The sequence below is a fragment of the Vibrio harveyi genome (genome assembly GCF_030060435.1).
Lineage (GTDB): Bacteria > Pseudomonadota > Gammaproteobacteria > Enterobacterales > Vibrionaceae > Vibrio > Vibrio harveyi.
The window spans coordinates 2,636,438-2,654,664 of sequence record NZ_CP125875.1; the positions used below are offsets into that span (position 1 = coordinate 2,636,438).

Annotated in this window: 15 protein-coding genes; 8 read left to right on the plus strand and 7 right to left on the minus strand. The window is 44.2% G+C overall.

Translation table 11 applies throughout. The annotated features are described in order from the left end of the window. Window position 1: 1 nt before the first annotated feature. The 7 genes from QMY49_RS12470 to QMY49_RS12500 all read left to right on the plus strand — a co-directional run bounded on the left by QMY49_RS12470 (window position 2) and on the right by QMY49_RS12500 (window position 6,171). Entirely contained in the window at window positions 2–1,414 is a 1,413-nt protein-coding gene (locus tag QMY49_RS12470; protein WP_009697616.1) for an FAD-dependent oxidoreductase, read from the plus strand. A gap of 91 nt (window positions 1,415–1,505) precedes the next feature. Beyond that, a complete protein-coding gene (locus QMY49_RS12475; RefSeq protein WP_283311795.1) occupies window positions 1,506–1,934 on the plus strand; it encodes a DUF1499 domain-containing protein in 429 nt (142 codons plus the stop codon). Window positions 1,935–1,999: 65 nt separating this feature from the next. Next, complete coding sequence (gene mtnN, locus QMY49_RS12480) at window positions 2,000–2,695, plus strand: 5'-methylthioadenosine/S-adenosylhomocysteine nucleosidase (RefSeq protein ID WP_005447825.1); 696 nt, start codon at window positions 2,000–2,002, stop codon at window positions 2,693–2,695. 14 nt (window positions 2,696–2,709) lie between these two features. Further along, entirely contained in the window at window positions 2,710–3,663 is a 954-nt protein-coding gene (locus QMY49_RS12485; protein WP_009697615.1) for a cobalamin biosynthesis family protein, read from the plus strand. Continuing rightward, window positions 3,663–4,487, plus strand: a complete 825-nt coding sequence (btuF, locus tag QMY49_RS12490; RefSeq protein ID WP_283311797.1) for a vitamin B12 ABC transporter substrate-binding protein BtuF — start codon at window positions 3,663–3,665, stop codon at window positions 4,485–4,487. Before QMY49_RS12485 ends, btuF begins: the two co-directional genes overlap by 1 nt. Before the next feature lie 77 nt (window positions 4,488–4,564). Beyond that, complete coding sequence (locus QMY49_RS12495; RefSeq protein WP_283311800.1) at window positions 4,565–5,185, plus strand: TRIC cation channel family protein; 621 nt, start codon at window positions 4,565–4,567, stop codon at window positions 5,183–5,185. Between the two features lie 125 nt (window positions 5,186–5,310). Then, window positions 5,311–6,171: a LysR family transcriptional regulator gene (locus tag QMY49_RS12500; RefSeq protein WP_283311802.1), complete on the plus strand. Its 861-nt coding sequence runs from the start codon at window positions 5,311–5,313 to the stop codon at window positions 6,169–6,171. Here the strand turns inward: QMY49_RS12500 and QMY49_RS12505 are convergent. Beyond that, complete coding sequence (locus QMY49_RS12505; RefSeq protein WP_017190087.1) at window positions 6,107–6,886, minus strand: TSUP family transporter; 780 nt, start codon at window positions 6,884–6,886, stop codon at window positions 6,107–6,109. The genes QMY49_RS12500 and QMY49_RS12505 overlap by 65 nt on opposite strands. Window positions 6,887–7,310: 424 nt before the next feature. Between QMY49_RS12505 and QMY49_RS12510 the strand changes: the two genes are divergently transcribed. Further along, the gene (locus QMY49_RS12510; protein ID WP_152163681.1) at window positions 7,311–7,739 is read left to right on the plus strand and encodes a DUF1240 domain-containing protein; all 429 of its coding nucleotides are present in this window, start codon (window positions 7,311–7,313) and stop codon (window positions 7,737–7,739) included. A gap of 738 nt (window positions 7,740–8,477) precedes the next feature. Here QMY49_RS12510 and QMY49_RS12515 read toward each other — a convergent pair. From QMY49_RS12515 to secA, 6 genes are all read right to left on the minus strand, one after another. Continuing rightward, complete coding sequence (locus tag QMY49_RS12515; RefSeq protein WP_259344220.1) at window positions 8,478–8,675, minus strand: carbamoyl-phosphate synthase large subunit; 198 nt, start codon at window positions 8,673–8,675, stop codon at window positions 8,478–8,480. Between the two features lie 159 nt (window positions 8,676–8,834). Next, window positions 8,835–12,068, minus strand: a complete 3,234-nt coding sequence (gene carB, locus QMY49_RS12520) for a carbamoyl-phosphate synthase large subunit (protein ID WP_005447814.1) — start codon at window positions 12,066–12,068, stop codon at window positions 8,835–8,837. Window positions 12,069–12,084: 16 nt separating this feature from the next. Then, a complete protein-coding gene (gene carA, locus QMY49_RS12525; RefSeq protein WP_026000315.1) occupies window positions 12,085–13,239 on the minus strand; it encodes a glutamine-hydrolyzing carbamoyl-phosphate synthase small subunit in 1,155 nt (384 codons plus the stop codon). Window positions 13,240–13,720: 481 nt separating this feature from the next. After that, window positions 13,721–14,530 carry a 4-hydroxy-tetrahydrodipicolinate reductase gene (dapB, locus tag QMY49_RS12530; RefSeq protein WP_009702641.1) on the minus strand — a complete coding sequence of 270 codons (810 nt, stop codon included), beginning with the start codon at window positions 14,528–14,530 and terminating at the stop codon, window positions 13,721–13,723. 113 nt (window positions 14,531–14,643) lie between these two features. Next, window positions 14,644–15,042, minus strand: a complete 399-nt coding sequence (gene mutT / locus QMY49_RS12535; RefSeq protein WP_009697612.1) for an 8-oxo-dGTP diphosphatase MutT — start codon at window positions 15,040–15,042, stop codon at window positions 14,644–14,646. Window positions 15,043–15,380: 338 nt separating this feature from the next. Continuing rightward, the gene (gene secA, locus QMY49_RS12540; protein ID WP_009697611.1) at window positions 15,381–18,110 is read right to left on the minus strand and encodes a preprotein translocase subunit SecA; all 2,730 of its coding nucleotides are present in this window, start codon (window positions 18,108–18,110) and stop codon (window positions 15,381–15,383) included. Window positions 18,111–18,227 lie beyond the last annotated feature (117 nt).

An 18,227-nucleotide genomic window follows, 5' to 3' on the forward strand; every position in this document is an offset into this window, starting at 1 on the left:
CATGAGTCAGAACGTTTATCAATTTATCGATGTTCAACGCGTAGATCCTGCGAAGAAGCCTATCAAAGTTCGTAAGATCGAATTCGTTGAAATCTATGAACCGTTTACCAAGCAACAAGCGACTGCGCAGGCGGATCGCTGCTTGGATTGTGGTAACCCATATTGTGAATGGAAGTGCCCAGTACACAACTACATCCCACAATGGTTAAAGCTTGCCAATGAAGGTCGTATCCTCGAAGCCGTAGAGCTATCGCACCAAACTAACAGCTTGCCTGAAGTTTGTGGTCGAGTGTGTCCGCAAGATCGTCTATGTGAGGGCTCTTGTACTCTCAATGAAGACTTTGGCGCCGTCACTATAGGTAACGTTGAAAAATACATTACCGACAAAGCCTTCGAAATGGGCTGGAAGCCTGACATGTCTAAGGTGGAGTGGACCGATAAAAAGGTTGCCATCATTGGTGCAGGTCCAGCAGGCTTGGCTGCTGCCGATATCCTAGTGCGCAATGGCGTGAAACCTGTCGTATTTGACCGCTACCCTGAAATTGGAGGCTTACTGACCTTCGGTATCCCTTCGTTCAAGCTTGAAAAAGGCGTGATGGAAAACCGCCGCCGCGTCTTCACCGAAATGGGCGTAGAGTTTCAGATGAATGTCGAAGTAGGTAAAGATGTGCAGATGCAAGAACTGCTTGATGAGTACGATGCCGTCTTTTTGGGGGTTGGTACTTACAAGTACATGCGTGCGGGACTAGAAAATGAAGGTGCGCCGGGTGTTTACGACGCTCTGCCATTCTTGATTTCAAATACTTACAAGGTCATGGGCTTGGAACACGACCAACCTTTTATCGACATGGCAAAGCAGCGCGTAGTTGTACTCGGCGGTGGTGATACCGCGATGGACTGTGTTCGTACCTCTATTCGCCAAGGCGCGTCAAACGTGGTATGTGCTTACCGTCGTGATGAAGCTAATATGCCCGGCTCTCGCCGCGAGGTGAAAAACGCCAAAGAAGAAGGCGTGAAGTTTATGTTCAACCTTCAGCCTTTAGGAATTGAAGTCGATGCGTCAGGTAAGGTCTCGGGTGTCAAAGTGGTGAAAACCGCTCTTGGTGAGCCTGATGAAGCGGGTCGTCGCCGTCCAGAGCCCGTCGAAGGCAGCGAACACGTTCTACCGGCAGACGTCGTGATCATGGCGTTTGGTTTCCAGCCGCACAAAATGGACTGGTTAGCTCCGTTTGATGTCGATTTGGATCAATGGGGTCGTATCAAAGCCCCTGCGAAACAAGAGTTCCAATTCCAGACCAGCAATGAAAAGATCTTCGCGGGTGGCGATGCGGTGCGAGGCTCTGATCTGGTCGTCACTGCAATTGATGAAGGACGAAAAGCAGCAGAAGGCATTCTCGATTACCTCGAAGTTTAATCACAGCTAACATCACAAAAAGGATCCTATTATTGGATCCTTTTTCTTTTGTATCCATATAATTAGAAGCAAAATTATAAGAGTAAATACAATGAAAAAAGCCGCTCTCCTTTCCATCACTTTGCTCGGCTTAACCGCTTGTAGCCAAGGAGTCACAACCATGACGGATCGTTCTCAATCACCTTGTGGTGACAAACCAAACTGCGTCTCCACTCAAGATACGCGTGCAGAATACAACCTAACGCCATTCACCCTGACTGATTCAGCGAACATCGATGCTATTGAGCAAATTACGCTTGAACTGCCAGGTGCGAAAACAGCGGTGAAAGAAGGCAACTACATACGCGTAGAGTGCACATCTAAAATCATGCGCTTTGTGGACGATTTAGAACTTAAGGTAGAAGGCGATCAGCTAATTGTTCGCTCAGAATCTCGTGTTGGCTATTCAGACTTTGGCGTGAACCGTAAGCGTGCTGAACAATTACGTTCACTGCTGATGAATGCTGAGTTAATCAAATAACGACCACATATTGGTGCAGAGTGGTATACTCTCGCCAACTTAAATTTTTATCGAAAGAGAGTGTTATGAAAGTTGGTATCATCGGTGCGATGGAACAAGAAGTCACCATCCTGAAAGAAGCAATGACAAACTGCCAAACAGTGAACAAAGCAGGTTGCACGTTTTTCTCTGGTCAGATTAACGACGTTGATGTGGTACTGCTTCAATCTGGCATCGGTAAAGTAGCAGCAGCAGTTGGTACAACCATTCTGCTAGACGAATACCAACCAGATGTGGTTATCAACACTGGCTCTGCGGGCGGTTTCGACTCAAGCCTAAACCTAGGCGACGTTGTTATCTCAACAGAAGTTCGTCACCACGATGCAGACGTAACCGCGTTTGGCTACGAAATGGGTCAAATGGCAGGTCAACCAGCGGCATTCAAAGCAGATGAGAAGCTAATGGACCTTGCTGAAAAAGCACTGGCTCAAATGGAAAACACTCACGCAGTTCGCGGCCTGATCTGTACTGGTGATGCGTTTGTTTGCACGGCAGAGCGCCAAGAGTTTATCCGTAAACACTTCCCTTCAGTTATCGCTGTAGAAATGGAAGCATCTGCTATCGCTCAAACTTGTCACCAATTCAACACGCCGTTTGTTGTTGTGCGCGCTATCTCTGACGTAGCAGACAAAGAATCACCAATGAGCTTCGAAGAGTTCTTACCGCTAGCGGCGAAAAGCTCTTCAGAAATGGTATTCAAAATGTTGGAACTGACTAAGTAAGTCTGTCGAATTTCATGGAAGAAACCTTTCAGCAGTTTTATGCCAATGGTGCGCTCCTCGTCATGTGGGGCGCATTATTATTCCATCTCCTGCTCCCCATACCGCACGCTGCGCATCCAGTGACGCTTTGGCATAAATTCGCCGAGCAACTGGCTAACAAGGTCAATAACAACCACAACTACTCGCAAAGTATCATCTCTGGCGGACTCGCACTTCTTCTTATGCTTGTGCCTTGCTTGATATTACTGCTCGCGATGAAGCCTTTAGTTTGGCAAGCACCGCTATTTGAGCTGGCATTACTGCTGATTGCTCTTGACTGGCGAAACAATGAATCACTTGCTAAACAACTCGTCACCGCAATGTCGAATGAGAATAAAGTACAATGCCGAGCACTACTCAAGCCTTACCTGAACCGCGATACAGAGAGCTTATCGCTACTAGGCATTGGTAAAGCTGGAGCAGAAACCATCATCATGGGTTACGGACGTAACGTAGTGTGTGTGCTGTTTTGGTATGGAGTAACTGGTGGAATTGGCGCGTTGATGTATCGTCTTACTGCTGAGTTAGCTCGAGCATGGTCTCCTAGTCGACGTCAATATTCACCATTTGGCAAACCAGTTATTCAATTAACGGCGGTCCTAGAAATCATTCCATTACGCTTATTCGCGATGTTTATTGGTGCGGGTAAAAACGTATCAAGCGTTTCAACTGCTATGCTTCAACAAGCGAAATCTTGGCCGCTTCCTGGACCGGCATGGTTGTTGTGCTCGATTGGTAACAAGCTTCAATTGTCACTTGGTGGTCCAGCTTTATATCAAGGACTGCGAGCCGAACGTGCAAAACTTGGGGGGCGTATTGCACCATCAGCCATTCATCTAGCGCAAATCCAAACACTGATAGTTTGGCGTATCTTTGCTTGGATAGTTATCCAAAGCCTAATTCTCGGATTCATTTATCAAGGACTATAATGAAAAATCTTTGCTTTGCCCTTCCTCTTATCTTCTCTGCTGTTTCTTTTGCCAATGAACCTGTTCAACGAGTCATCAGCCTAGCGCCACATGCAACAGAAATCGCCTATGCAGCTGGTCTTGGAGACAAGCTGATTGCGGCCAGTGAGATGAGTGACTACCCCGAGCAAGCCAAAGACCTAGAAAAAGTATCAAACTATCAAGGCATTAAACTCGAACGCATCATCGCCCTTCAACCCGATTTAGTTATCGCTTGGCCTGCAGGTAATCCAGCCAAAGAACTTGATAAACTCAAGCAGTTTGGCATTCCGATTTACTACTCAACAACAGGAACGTTAGAGGATATTGCCAAGAATATTGAACAACTCAGCCGATACAGTGAGAAGCCGGAAGTAGGACAAAAAGCCGCTGAAGATTTTCGTGCACAGTTAGAAGCGTTAAAAGAAAAGTACAATACCGAAGATAAAGTTAGCTACTTCTATCAGTTGAGTGAAAAACCGATCATCACCGTTGCGGGCAAGAACTGGCCAAGTGAAGTCTTCACCTTCTGTGGTGGTGAAAATATCTTTGCCAAAGGCAGTGCCCCTTACCCACAAGTCAGCATCGAGCAAGTGATTACTCGCCAGCCTGAAGTACTGTTTACCTCTCGCCATGCCATGAGTAATGATGGAATGTGGGCAGAATGGAAGAGCGACATCCCTGCATTAAAAAATGGTCATGTTTGGTCACTTAATTCCGATTGGATCAACCGCCCGACCCCAAGAACCTTAAACGCGATCACAGAGGTGTGTGAACACTTTGAAAGCGTTCGGCAAAAACGCTAACGTTTTCGTTGGAAATCCCGTACAATTTCCGTCCCATTTCTGTTCCCCCACAATTTGTTTATAAGGTACCAAGTAACATGGACTCCATGCTGCTTTATATGATCGATTTATTCGGTACTGCTGTCTTTGCGGTTTCTGGAGTTTTGCTCGCAGGCCGATTAAAGATGGATCCTTTCGGTGTGATCGTGCTCGGTAGTGTGACTGCTATTGGCGGTGGCACTATTCGTGATATGGCGCTTGGCGCTACCCCTGTATTCTGGATTACTGACACGACCTATCTATGGGTAATTTTCATTACCTGTTTATTAACCATGATTTTAGTTCGTCGCCCTAAACGTCTACCTTGGTGGGTCCTTCCTGTATGTGACGCAATTGGTTTGGCAGTATTTGTTGGTATCGGTGTTGAAAAAGCCCTAGCTTACAATGCATCCGGCATGGTGGCAGTTATCATGGGCGTCATTACTGGCTGTGGCGGCGGCATCATTCGCGATGTGCTAGCACGTGAAGTGCCGATGGTTTTGAGAAGCGAAGTCTATGCAACAGCATGTATCATCGGTGGTATTTTTCACACGATCGCATTGAGCATGGGTCATGACCACTCTTTCGCCCTACTTGCAGGCGTCGTTTCAACATTGATTATTCGCCTTGGGGCGATTCGCTGGCACTTATCACTGCCAACCTTCGCCATAAATCGATAATGTTCAACTTATTGATTGAAAAGAGCCTTCATAACCGACGGCTCTTTTTTTTGGTAAACGTCAGTCGCTTCTGATTCTGAGCTTAGTTATATTAAGGCTATTATTCCCAACATTCATGGATAGACATGTTACTGGAAGGCATCGAAACACTATTAGTTTTAAGCAAAGCGAAAACCATGAGCCGCACAGGGAGTTTGCTGTATATCAGCCAATCTGCGGTGAGTAAACGTATCGCGAACCTAGAGAAAAAACTGGGAAAGAAGCTAGTAGAACCGTCAGGGAGAACCATTAAACTCACACCTGATGGCATGGCTTTGATCGAGAATATTGGCCCATCTTTTAACGAGTTACGTGGTCTTATCTACGAACAGCAAGAGCTTGAAGACACATCACTGATCACCCTCGATAGCTCAAAGTCTCTTATTGCAGGTTATCTTGGAAAAACCATTGGTGATTACCTCAAGCAAGATCAGTACTTAACCATAACCACCAACCACAGCCCTAGAATCGTTGAGCGAGTTCAATCCGGTAAAGCGACCATTGGGCTTTGTGCTGGTTTGCTTCCACCACATCACGGCTTGATGGCTTTTCATCTGTGCGATGAACCTTTTTTCCTCGTTAGTGATCAACAACTGAATGAACTTCCGAAAAAAGTCATCACAAATGATTTAGCTAACCCGTCCAATAGCTACCAACTGCCTGCATTAGAGAAAATCGGCATCAAACCATTGATGGAAATGGATGCCTACACAGCGGCAGCCCAACTCGCACTGGGAGGAGCAGTTCCTGCATTAATCCCGCTATCAATCGTCAGAGCGTTGAAGATTCCTGGCGATAACTGCTTTATGTTTGAGCCACTGACCTCTTTGATTCGACCAATTCATATCTGCGTTAGGCAGAACGTGTACCAGTCACCAAGAGTTAAAACAGTGATAGAAACCATTGGTGATGTTGTTGCCAAAGAAGTTTTGTCGCCATCAACATAGACATGGTAATGACTAAAGGTCGAATCCATTTTTGACCTTTGGTGACGACAACTTTGGCACCAAGCTGAGCACCAATAAAGCCACCTACGGCCATGGTAAGGCCGATTTCCCACACAGGTAAACCAGCAAGAATAAAGAACAGTAGCGCCGCAATGTTTGAGGTGAAGTTAAGAATCTTAGTGCGGGCAGTCGCATCAACCAGTGAAAAGTGACCTAGTGCGACAAAACAAAGAGCAAAGATAGAGCCAGTGCCTGGTCCAAAGAAACCATCGTAGAAGCCTACGCCCCCACCAACACACAAAGCAAACATCGCTTCAGAAAGCTTGGGGTCACCTTCAGCCGCTTTCGAGGTTGAAGAAAGCAAAAAGTAGAGAGAAATCGCGATCAGCAAGACTGGGATAAGACTAGTGAGCACACCGGCATCGATAAACTGCACAGCCTCTGCACCAATGGCAGAACCAATAAAGGTACATAGAATCGCTAAGCGCATCTCTTTCAGGCTAACAATACCATTACGCACAAAGTACCAACTGGCAGAAAAGCTTCCAAACGAGCTTTGGAGTTTGTTGGTCGCCAATGCCTGAGTAGGACTTAACCCTGCGGCCAACAAAGCAGGGAGCGTCAAGAGACCACCGCCACCTGCCATCGCATCAATAAATCCCGCAGCAGATGCGACAAAAAACAATGCAATTAAGATTTCGAACGTAACTTCCACTTGTGCGTCCTTGTAAATATTTGTAACCAAGATGGAGCAACGATAGCACTGTCTGACAGACGAACAAAAGGAAACTCAAGACACCAACCTATTCCAGATTTTCATCATTTAACTTAAAAAACAATAAATAACAAAATAGATTATTACACAAAGACTTTTAACTCCGCCCATTAAATAACAAATATTCCTTATCCCCATCAATTAATTGATGCAAAATAATTATTAATCCATAAAAATAAAACGCTATGTATCATAGTAACTTCTCAAGATAAATTATCTAGAAAAATATATTCTTATATGACGTTTAATCTCTAAGTTAAGAAACTATTCAAAATATGATAAAGCTCAAACCTTAATGAGGACATTGGAAATTCAAATTAAATAATTTATAAAAATCAAAACTGGATGAGGAGATGTCTTTAAAATGAATAACAACAAAAAAAGGTTAGAAAACAAAACATATATATTTCTATCCGCTATAATTTTCTCCACGTTAGGAGTTTCAATGATACACATGTCATTTAATGAAATATTTAATTTCATCAGAAACATAGAGATTGAAGAGAGAAGTGTGAATTTTTCACGTTCATCCATAGCCTTAACTTCTGGGTCAATATTATTTATATTTTTCTCCTGCTACTCTTTAGTTGCATTAATTAGAGATAAAAAATTCTCCAAAGAAACAAATGAAGTGACATTAAAAATATTTTTTATAATATTCTTCACATCTATAATATCACCATACCCTGTTAGCTACTATTTAGAAAAAGTAGCACTAGAAAATGGATATAAATACTCAGAAAAATTAAGTCAATCCTGGCTGTATGATAAGAACTACGTTTATATAAAGTGATAAGAATTAGAAAACCAATATTATTTGGAGTAATCATCTTCTACATTCGATAAGAATAGGTTGTGATACTAGAAATGGAATATTAACACATTAGTAAATGGGTATTATGATGAAGCATGGTAACTACGATAGAACGCAAGCATTATTCTACTTGATACTCTTACTCACATCATCAATCTCTCTATTTATATACTCATTTAAAGGTATCGTCGACTTCTATGACAATATAGTCACCAAAAGTGAAATAGCAACCTTTGATCAAGTATATGTATATATGTTTGGAGCGAGTTTCATTCTTTTTGAATGCTTGAGAATACTAGTTATCTCAATTATATCAAACAACTTTTTGACTAAGGGCCAATTCAAAAAATCAAGTGAGATTTTTTTAGCACTCTCCATAACTACTTTTTTATCATTATACCCTGCAATTGTCTTAGCTGATGTATTTGCTAAGTCTAATAACTATATATTTAGCAAAGACGAATCAACTTACAATTTTTTATTGGAGAAAAGATCATACAAAATAAAAAATAGAGTTTAATGTATGGAGCGCGACTCCTTATAAATTACTCTCGAAATCGGATACATATCAAGTTTCAACTTAAGAATTAAAGAGGGTCGCATGACTAAATAGTTTCTCCCTATTGCTTTATATCTATGCTTGACTGCAGGTCTAGCAATAAGCCTAAACATCTGGAATGAATGGTTTTCTATCAAGCGAAGAATTGGGGTTGATATTTACTTAATTCTCTTCGGCACAATAACTGCAATAGTAATATGTGTTCCAAACATTCTAACGATTAGCAAAGGCTTGAGTATTGCAGCTAAGGTAAATTTGATCACTATTGCATTTATTCTGGTTACTTGTAGCTCTAATTTTGTTATTGCAAATGGCAGTGCTATTTCTTCATCTTTAGGGACGTTACTTTCAGCCATTAGTTTGATGCTGTACAAAAGTCCGCTCTATCAGGCTTTCTTAGCGCACTTCAATTCTCTCCATTTTAAGCAACCTTAAAGACAAAAAAGCCCGCTCAAATGAGCGGGCAATGAGGTTGTCATATAAGCCCTATTTTTCGGCTTACTGATTTTTATCTATTACGCTTCTAGGCTAGCTTTCACTTTTGCGTGTAGCTCTTGAACCGAAGTTACTGTGCTCTTCGCATCTGCCGTGTGTGCCATACAAGTCGCGAATGCAGCGTTTAGCGTTGTCGTGTAGTTCACTTTCTCAGCTAGTGCACCGCGACGCAGAACTTTAGAGTCTTCAATCGCTTGACGACCAGCAGCCGTGTTTACGATGTAGGTGTACTCGTTGTTCTTAATACGGTCAAGAATGTGAGGGCGACCTTCGTGTACTTTGTTTACTAGACGTGGGTTAATGCCCGCTTCACCAAGAATGACAGCTGTACCGTGTGTTGCATCCAACTGGTAACCAAGTTTTGTCAACTTAGACGCTAGGTCCACAACGCGCTCTTTGTCACCTGCACGAACAGAAAGAAGTGCACGACCACCTTCTGGGTAAATGTTGCCACAACCCAATTCTGCTTTCGCGTAAGCTTCTGCAAACGTCGCACCAACACCCATAACTTCACCAGTAGAGCGCATTTCAGGACCCAACAGTGGATCAACACCTGGGAACTTGTTGAATGGCAGTACAACTTCTTTTACAGAGTAGTACGGTGGGATGATTTCTTTCGTAAAGCCTTGAGACTCTAGCGATTGACCCGCCATTACACGCGCAGCAATCTTAGCGATTGGCGCACCAGTTGCTTTAGATACGAACGGTACCGTACGCGCTGCACGAGGGTTAACCTCGATTAGGTATACTTGGTTGTTCTTAACCGCGAACTGCGTGTTCATCAGACCACGAACACCCAATTCAAACGCTAGCTTTTCAACTTGCTCACGCATTACGTCTTGGATTTCTTGGCTTAGCGTGTATGCAGGAAGAGAACATGCTGAGTCACCTGAGTGAACACCCGCTTGCTCGATGTGCTCCATGATACCGCCGATAACCACACGCTCACCGTCACAGATAGCATCGATATCGACTTCAACTGCGTCGTCTAGGAAGCTATCTAGTAGTACTGGAGATTCGTTTGATACGCTTACTGCTTCGTTGAAGTAGCGACGTAGATCTTGCTCGTCGTATACGATTTCCATCGCACGACCACCAAGCACGTAAGAAGGACGTACAACCAGTGGGTAACCGATTTCACGAGATTTCTCTACTGCTTGCTCCATCGTCGTTACTGTCGCGTTCTCTGGCTGTAGAAGACCTAGACGGTCGACAGCAACTTGGAAACGCTCACGGTCTTCTGCACGGTCGATTGCATCAGGGCTAGTACCGATGATTGGCACGCCAGCTGCTTCAAGTGCACGAGCCAGTTTAAGTGGTGTTTGACCACCGTACTGAACGATAACGCCTTTTGGTTTCTCAACACGTGCGATTGCTAAGACGTCTTCCAGTGTTACTGGTTCGAAGTACAAACGGTCAGATGTATCGTAGTCTGTTGAAACAGTCTCAGGGTTACAGTTAACCATGATAGTTTCGTAGCCATCTTCACGTAGTGCTAGCGATGCGTGTACACAACAGTAGTCAAATTCAATACCTTGACCGATACGGTTTGGACCACCGCCTAGAATCATGATCTTGTCTTTGTCTGTTGGGTTAGCTTCACACTCGTCATCGTAAGATGAGTACATGTAAGCTGTATCAGATGAGAACTCTGCCGCACACGTATCAACACGCTTGTACACTGGGTGAATATCGTACTGGTCACGTAGACGACGGATTTCGCTTTCCGCAACACCTAGAATCTTAGATAGGCGCGCATCAGCAAAACCTTTACGCTTCAGCTTGTTAAGTTCTTCTTTGTTTAGACCAGCGAAACCTTTTGCTTTTAGCTCTTGCTCAAGCTTCACAATGTCTTCGATTTGAACTAGGAACCAGCGGTCGATTTGCGTTAGGTTGAATACGCCATCGACTGACATACCCGCACGGAATGCATCCGCGATGTACCAAATACGCTCTGCGCCTGCTTCTTTCAGCTCATGACGAATTTTCGTCAGTGCGTCTGGTGCATCTAGGTCAACCATCTCGTCAAAACCAGTCGCGCCAACTTCTAAACCGCGAAGTGCTTTTTGTAGTGACTCTTGTTGGTTACGACCAATTGCCATTACCTCACCAACTGACTTCATTTGCGTCGTTAGACGGTCATTAGCACCTGCAAATTTCTCGAAGTTAAAGCGAGGAATCTTAGTTACTACGTAGTCGATGGTTGGTTCGAATGATGCTGGTGTAGCGCCACCAGTAATGTCGTTCATTAGCTCGTCTAGTGTAAAGCCAACAGCCAGTTTCGCTGCAATCTTAGCGATTGGGAAACCTGTTGCTTTCGATGCTAGAGCAGAAGAGCGAGATACACGTGGGTTCATCTCGATGATAACCATGCGGCCATCTTTCGGGTTAATACCAAACTGTACGTTAGAACCACCAGTTTCAACGCCAATCTCACGCAGTACTGCTAGAGATGCGTTACGCATTAGCTGGTATTCTTTGTCTGTTAGTGTTTGCGCTGGTGCAACCGTGATTGAGTCACCCGTGTGGATGCCCATTGGATCGAAGTTTTCAATCGCACATACGATGATACAGTTGTCCGCTTTGTCGCGAACCACTTCCATCTCGTACTCTTTCCAACCAATAAGAGACTCATCGATTAGAAGTTCGTTAGTTGGCGACAGGTCTAGACCACGACGACAGATTTCTTCGAACTCTTCTTTGTTGTATGCGATACCGCCACCAGTACCACCCATAGTAAATGATGGACGGATGATACAAGGGAAGCCAACCATATCGAGTACAGCGTAAGCTTCTTCCATCGTTTTTGCAGTATCCGCACGTGGACACTCAAGACCGATAGACTTCATCGCTTTATCGAAACGAGAGCGGTCTTCCGCTTTGTCGATTGCATCAGCCGTTGCGCCAATCATCTCAACGCCGAACTCTTCTAGAACGCCGTATTTCTCTAGGTCTAGAGCACAGTTCAATGCAGTTTGACCACCCATTGTAGGTAGTACTGCATCTGGCTTTTCTTTCGCGATGATGTTGCGAACCACTTCCCATTGGATTGGCTCGATGTAAGTTGCATCCGCCATGTCTGGGTCAGTCATGATGGTTGCAGGGTTAGAGTTTACTAGGATAACTCGGTAACCCTCTTCACGCAGTGCTTTACACGCTTGTGCGCCAGAGTAGTCAAACTCACATGCCTGACCGATAACAATCGGACCAGCACCAAGAATAAGAATACTTTGAATGTCAGTACGTTTTGGCATTATCTACTACTCCGAATTAAGCGCTGTGTTTTTTGATTAGTTCGATAAAGTGGTCAAATAGCGGTGCCGCGTCGTGTGGACCTGGGCTCGCTTCAGGGTGACCTTGGAAGCTAAATGCTGGCTTGTCTGTACGGTGAATACCTTGTAGAGAGCCATCAAATAGCGATACGTGAGTAGCACGTAGATTTTCAGGTAGTGTTGCTTCGTCTGCGGCAAAACCGTGGTTTTGCGACGTAATCATTACAACATTACGCTCCAAATCTTTTACTGGGTGGTTTGCGCCGTGGTGACCAAACTTCATTTTCACTGTTTGTGCACCCGATGCTAGCGCAAGGATTTGGTGACCTAGACAGATACCAAAGATTGGCAGGTCTTTTTCTAGGAATACTTTTGTCGCTTCAATCGCGTAAGTACATGGTTCTGGGTCACCAGGGCCGTTTGATAGGAAAACGCCATCTGGGTTTAGAGCCAGAACTTCTTCTGCTGAAGTTTCAGCAGGAACAACCGTTAGGCGGCAGCCTCGGTCAACCAACATGCGCAGGATGTTACGTTTTGCGCCGAAATCGTAGGCAACAACGTGATATGGTAATTCGCTGTCGTCTTTCGCTTCTGGAAGTCCACCCTCAAGCGTCCACGAACCTTGTTTCCATTGATACGCTTCTTTTGTTGTAACCTCTTTCGCAAGATCCATTCCTTTCAAACCAGGGAATTCTTTTGCTTTCGCTAGTGCCAAAGCTTCGTCTAGATTCTCTCCGTTTATAGAAGAGCCAGCTACGATACAACCGTTTTGAGCACCTTTTTCACGCAGGATACGAGTTAGCTTACGCGTGTCGATGTCTGCAATGCCGACGATGTTTTGCGACTTAAGGTAATCAGAAAGGGATTGTTCATTACGGAAATTAGAAGCGATAAGAGGGAGATCGCGAATCACAAGGCCTTGTGCGTGGATTGAAGAAGATTCTTCGTCTTCGGAATTGGTTCCGGTATTGCCAATGTGAGGATAAGTAAGAGTAACGATTTGTTGAGAATAGGAAGGATCAGTGAGAATTTCTTGGTACCCCGTCATCGAGGTATTAAAAACAACTTCACCAACGGAAATACCATCTGCTCCAATGGAAACACCGCGGAACACTGTCCCATCTTCTAGGACTAACAGTGCTAATTTACCCAAGACAACCTCCAGAATAAAAATGCATAAAAAATAAATTAAGCTGCAAATTTGCCTTCCTTTACCTTGATAATTTACATAAACAGGTATTTTTGACAAATTGGCGGTATTCTAAAGACGGACTTTGAAACTGTCAACACACATTGAAAAATAAATTGGTACTTTCTAGCGAGTAATGACGTTTCAACAGAAAAAGCCCTAAAAAAGTAAGTTTTAGCTATCTACAGATCACTTACCATGACTTTTTTGTGAATTTTACAAATTTGAACTTATTGAAGATCACAAAATTTTGTGAGATTTTTGCGCAAACGTTCATCCTGCAAATTCAACTACAACTTTTAGGGCTTACAGCCATCTTTACACACCAAGCGCACAAAATAATAACAAAACTATGAGAAATCTTGCGACCTTATGGAACCATTTTGTTTACATAATTTTCTCCAAAAACAAAAAAGCCGGCTTACGCCGGCGAATAATTATGTATTTACAGTTCATTAAGCCCGAGAACATCAGTCATGGTATAAAAACCTGCTGGCTTAGCATGCAACCAAACTGCGGCTTTTACCGCCCCATTAGCAAAGGTCATTCGGTCGGTCGCTTTATGAGTAATCTCAACGCGTTCACCAATGTCAGCAAACATAGCCGTATGTTCACCTACAATATCCCCAGCACGGATCGTAGCAAAACCAATTTCATCTTTTGTTCGCTCACCCGTAATACCTTCACGAGCGTAAACGGCAACATCGCTTAGCTTATTGCCCATCGCTCCTGCGATCGCTTCCCCCATACCAATCGCGGTACCAGACGGAGCATCAACTTTGTGGCGGTGATGCGCTTCAACAATCTCAATATCACAGTAATCCCCCATCACTTTGGCCGCTTTCTCGAGAAGCTTAAAGACAAGGTTCACACCGACTGAATAGTTAGGAGCCATCACAACTGGCACTTGCTTCGCAGCAGCATCGATCAATTCACGCTCTTCTTCGCTAAAGCCAGTCGTGCCAATGACGATACTCTTGCCATGTTGTTTGCAAAGCTCTAGATTCGCTAGCGTGCTCACTGGAGCCGTAAAGTCGATAACAACATCGAAGTTGTCGACCTCTTTTGCTAAATCATCCGTCAGAAAGACATCAAACTTACCTTCACCGCACAACTCACCAACATCTACGCCAACTAGCGAAGACTCTGGACGTTCAGATCCCGCAGTCACGGATGCTTCTGAGTTTAAATGCGATGCTTTAACTAGGTTGCGACCCATGCGGCCAGCAGCTCCTGCAATTGCAATACGAACCATTGCGCTTTCTCTCCTTCTCTGGATAAACGAGGCTTGCCTCGTCCTCTTTCGTTTCGTCGAATCTTTTTAAACTAACAATATCCCGTGTTAACCACAAGATAGTTCGCAGCGAGTTAAGAAAACTCTTTAATCACTCGCTCTAGAATCGGTACGTTTGCCTCTGGGAAGGTGTAATCAAGTAATGCAGCAACATCAACCCAACGTCCTTCTTGACCTTCGCGACCATAAGGTTGGTTATCGAACTGAGATACTGTCATGAAATCAAACTTCAAAGACTTTTCTGGATAGTCATATTCCAAGTGTTCAAATAGGGATTGCTCTGTCACTGTGATACCAATCTCTTCTTCCAGCTCACGAATCATCGCTTGCTCAACACTTTCACCTTGCTCTACTTTGCCACCAGGGAACTCCCAGAATCCTCCTTTGTGTTTGTCATCTGGACGTTTAGTGATGAAGATTTGCGATTTATCTTGGTTAAAGATGATTGCCGCAACAATATGAATTCTTTTCATTAGATTCGTTCCTAGATCTATACCCAAGTGACTTCAAGATGCTAGATTCAGAGCGTCGTCACTGATTCAAGTTCAAGGAAAACAACGAAGCGGAATAGCACGCTATTTCCAAGTTGTTTGACGATGAAGTTGCTTCAGTGACACGCTCCCGAAGGGCGAGTTGCCTTGGTTCGCATGCTTCGTTAACAATTTTCGATTTAGAACCACTAGATCTTCAAATTGTTGCCTCGCCTTCAAACCAAGTCATTCTCGCTGAACCAAGCATCTCGAGGTTACTTGGGTATATCAATACAAAAAGAGCCGCCTAAGCGACTCTTTATCAATATTTTCGGACTGTATTAGTCAATTTTCCCGTGGCACTGTTTGTACTTTTTACCACTGCCACATGGACAAGGCTCATTCCGACCCACTTTACGCTCTTCACGAACCATTGGTTGGTTAGACGTTTCTTCAGACTCTTCGCCTTCAGTTAGTGGGTTTTGTGCTGCTGCGTGTTGAGCTTGGGCACGACGAGCTGCTTCTTCAGCTTGCGCGCGACGTTGCTCTTCCATACGCTCAACTTCTTCTTGTTGTTGAACACGTACGCGAGATAGCACGGTAATCACATCCGTCTTAAGCGCTTCTAGTAAACCTTCAAACAGTTCAAACGACTCACGCTTGTACTCTTGTTTCGGGTTCTTCTGCGCATAACCACGTAGGTGAATACCTTGACGTAGGTGATCCATTGCCGCTAGATGCTCTTTCCAAAGCGTGTCTAGCGTTTGAAGCATAACTGACTTCTCGAAGTTGCGAAGTACTTGCGCACCGACTACTTCTTCTTTCGCTTTGTAGACTTCAACTGCTAGGTTGATGATCTTCTCACGCAACGCTTCTTCGTATAGCTTGTCGTCTTCTTCAAGCCATTGCTTAATAGGCGCATCTAGATCGAAGTCCGCTTTCAAGCGCTCTTGAAGACCTTCCACATCCCACATATCTTCTAGAGATTGTGGTGGAATGTATTCATCGATGATCGCAGTAACGACATCTTCACGGTTTTGTTCGATCATATCGCTAATGTCGTCAACGCTCATTAGCTCATCACGTAATTCGTAAACTACTTTACGCTGATCGTTTGCTACATCATCGTATTCAAGAAGCTGTTTACGGATGTCGAAGTTACGACCTTCCACTTTACGTTGTGCTTTTTCGATTGAACGAGACAACATCTTAGATTCAATCGCCTCACCTTCTTCCATACCGCTTTGGATAAGGCTAGCCATACGATCTGAAGTGAAGATACGTAGTAGTGAATCTTCCATCGATAGGTAGAAACGAGATGAACCTGCGTCACCTTGACGACCTGAACGACCACGTAACTGGTTATCGATACGACGAGATTCGTGACGCTCAGTACCAATGATGTGCAGACCACCTGATTCTAGTACTTGATCGTGAACTTGTTTCCACTCAGCTTTGATAGCATCGATCTGTTCTTTGGTTGGATCTTGAAGCGCTTCGACTTTCGCTTGCCAGCTACCACCCAACACGATATCAGTACCACGACCAGCCATGTTAGTCGCGATCGTTACCGCACCAGGTGTACCTGCTTCTGCAACAATCTCTGCTTCGCGCTCGTGGAACTTAGCGTTCAGTACATTGTGTTTAATCTTAGCTTTCTTAAGTGCGTTAGAGAGTAGCTCTGATTTCTCGATAGAAACCGTACCTACTAGAGATGGTTGACCTTTCTCTACGCGCTCTTTGATATCTTCGATAATTGCAGCGAACTTCTCAGCTTCAGTACGGTAAACTACGTCTGGCATATCGTTACGGATCATAGGTTTGTTGGTTGGGATAACCACTGTCTCTAGACCGTAAATCGATTGGAATTCGAATGCTTCTGTATCCGCTGTACCTGTCATACCTGACAGTTTTTCGTATAGGCGGAAGTAGTTCTGGAAGGTGATCGATGCCAGCGTTTGGTTTTCGTTTTGAATCTTAACGCCTTCTTTCGCTTCAACCGCTTGATGAAGACCTTCAGACCAACGACGACCCGGCATTGTACGACCGGTATGTTCATCGACGATCACAACTTCGCCGTCATCATTGACGATGTAATCTACATTGCGTTCAAACAATACGTGTGCACGAAGCGCTGCATTAACGTGGTGTAGTAGGCTGATGTTAGTTGGAGAGTAAAGTGTATCGCCCTCTTCCATCAGACCATTTTTCACCATTAGTTCTTCAACGAATTCTTGACCCGTTTCCGTTAAGTGAACTTGTTTAGATTTCTCATCAACCGTGTAGTGACCGTCGCCGCGGTATTCTTCAGAGTCTTCTTTATCTTGCTTTTGAAGATTTGGAATAAGCAGGTTAATACGAGTGTATAGATCCGAGCTATCTTCTGCTGGACCAGAGATGATCAGAGGAGTACGAGCTTCATCGATAAGGATTGAGTCCACTTCATCGACAACTGCGAAAAAGCGTTCACGTTGAACACGGTCTTCATTGCGGAAAGCCATGTTGTCACGTAGGTAGTCAAAGCCAAACTCGTTGTTTGTACCGTAAAGGATATCAGCTTGGTAAGCTTCTTTTTTCGCTTGAGGAGGCATGTTTGGCACGTTCACGCCAACTGTCATACCTAAGAATTCAAATAGTGGACGGTTAGTCTCAGCATCACGTGTTGCTAGGTAGTCGTTCACTGTGACTACGTGTACACCTTTACCTGGAAGTGCGTTTAGGTAAGCAGGAAGGGTTGCAGTTAAAGTTTTACCTTCACCAGTGCGCATTTCCGCAATTTGACCGCCGTTCAGTACCATACCACCGATAAGCTGAACGTCGAAGTGACGCATACCGTAAACACGCTTAGATGCTTCACGAACCGTAGCAAAAGCTTCTGGAAGTAGCTTATCAAGAGTCTCACCTTGCTCTAGGCGCTCACGGAACTCAACAGTTTTCGCTTTTAGCTCTTCATCAGAAAGTGCTTCGAACGTTGGTTCGTAGTTATTAATCTCTTTTACAATTTTTCTAAGGCGGCGCAGTGTTCGGTCGTTGCGACTGCCAATTACTTTTGTCAGTAGCTTAGTTATCATTTTTCGTGAATCTCTCTTTAATCAGACCGTTCCCGATCTACTCGTAATGCCTTCAGTCTCTGCCAGTTTGGAACTAAGAATACTGAGATAAATCATTTATCAAAGATATTGAGTTCA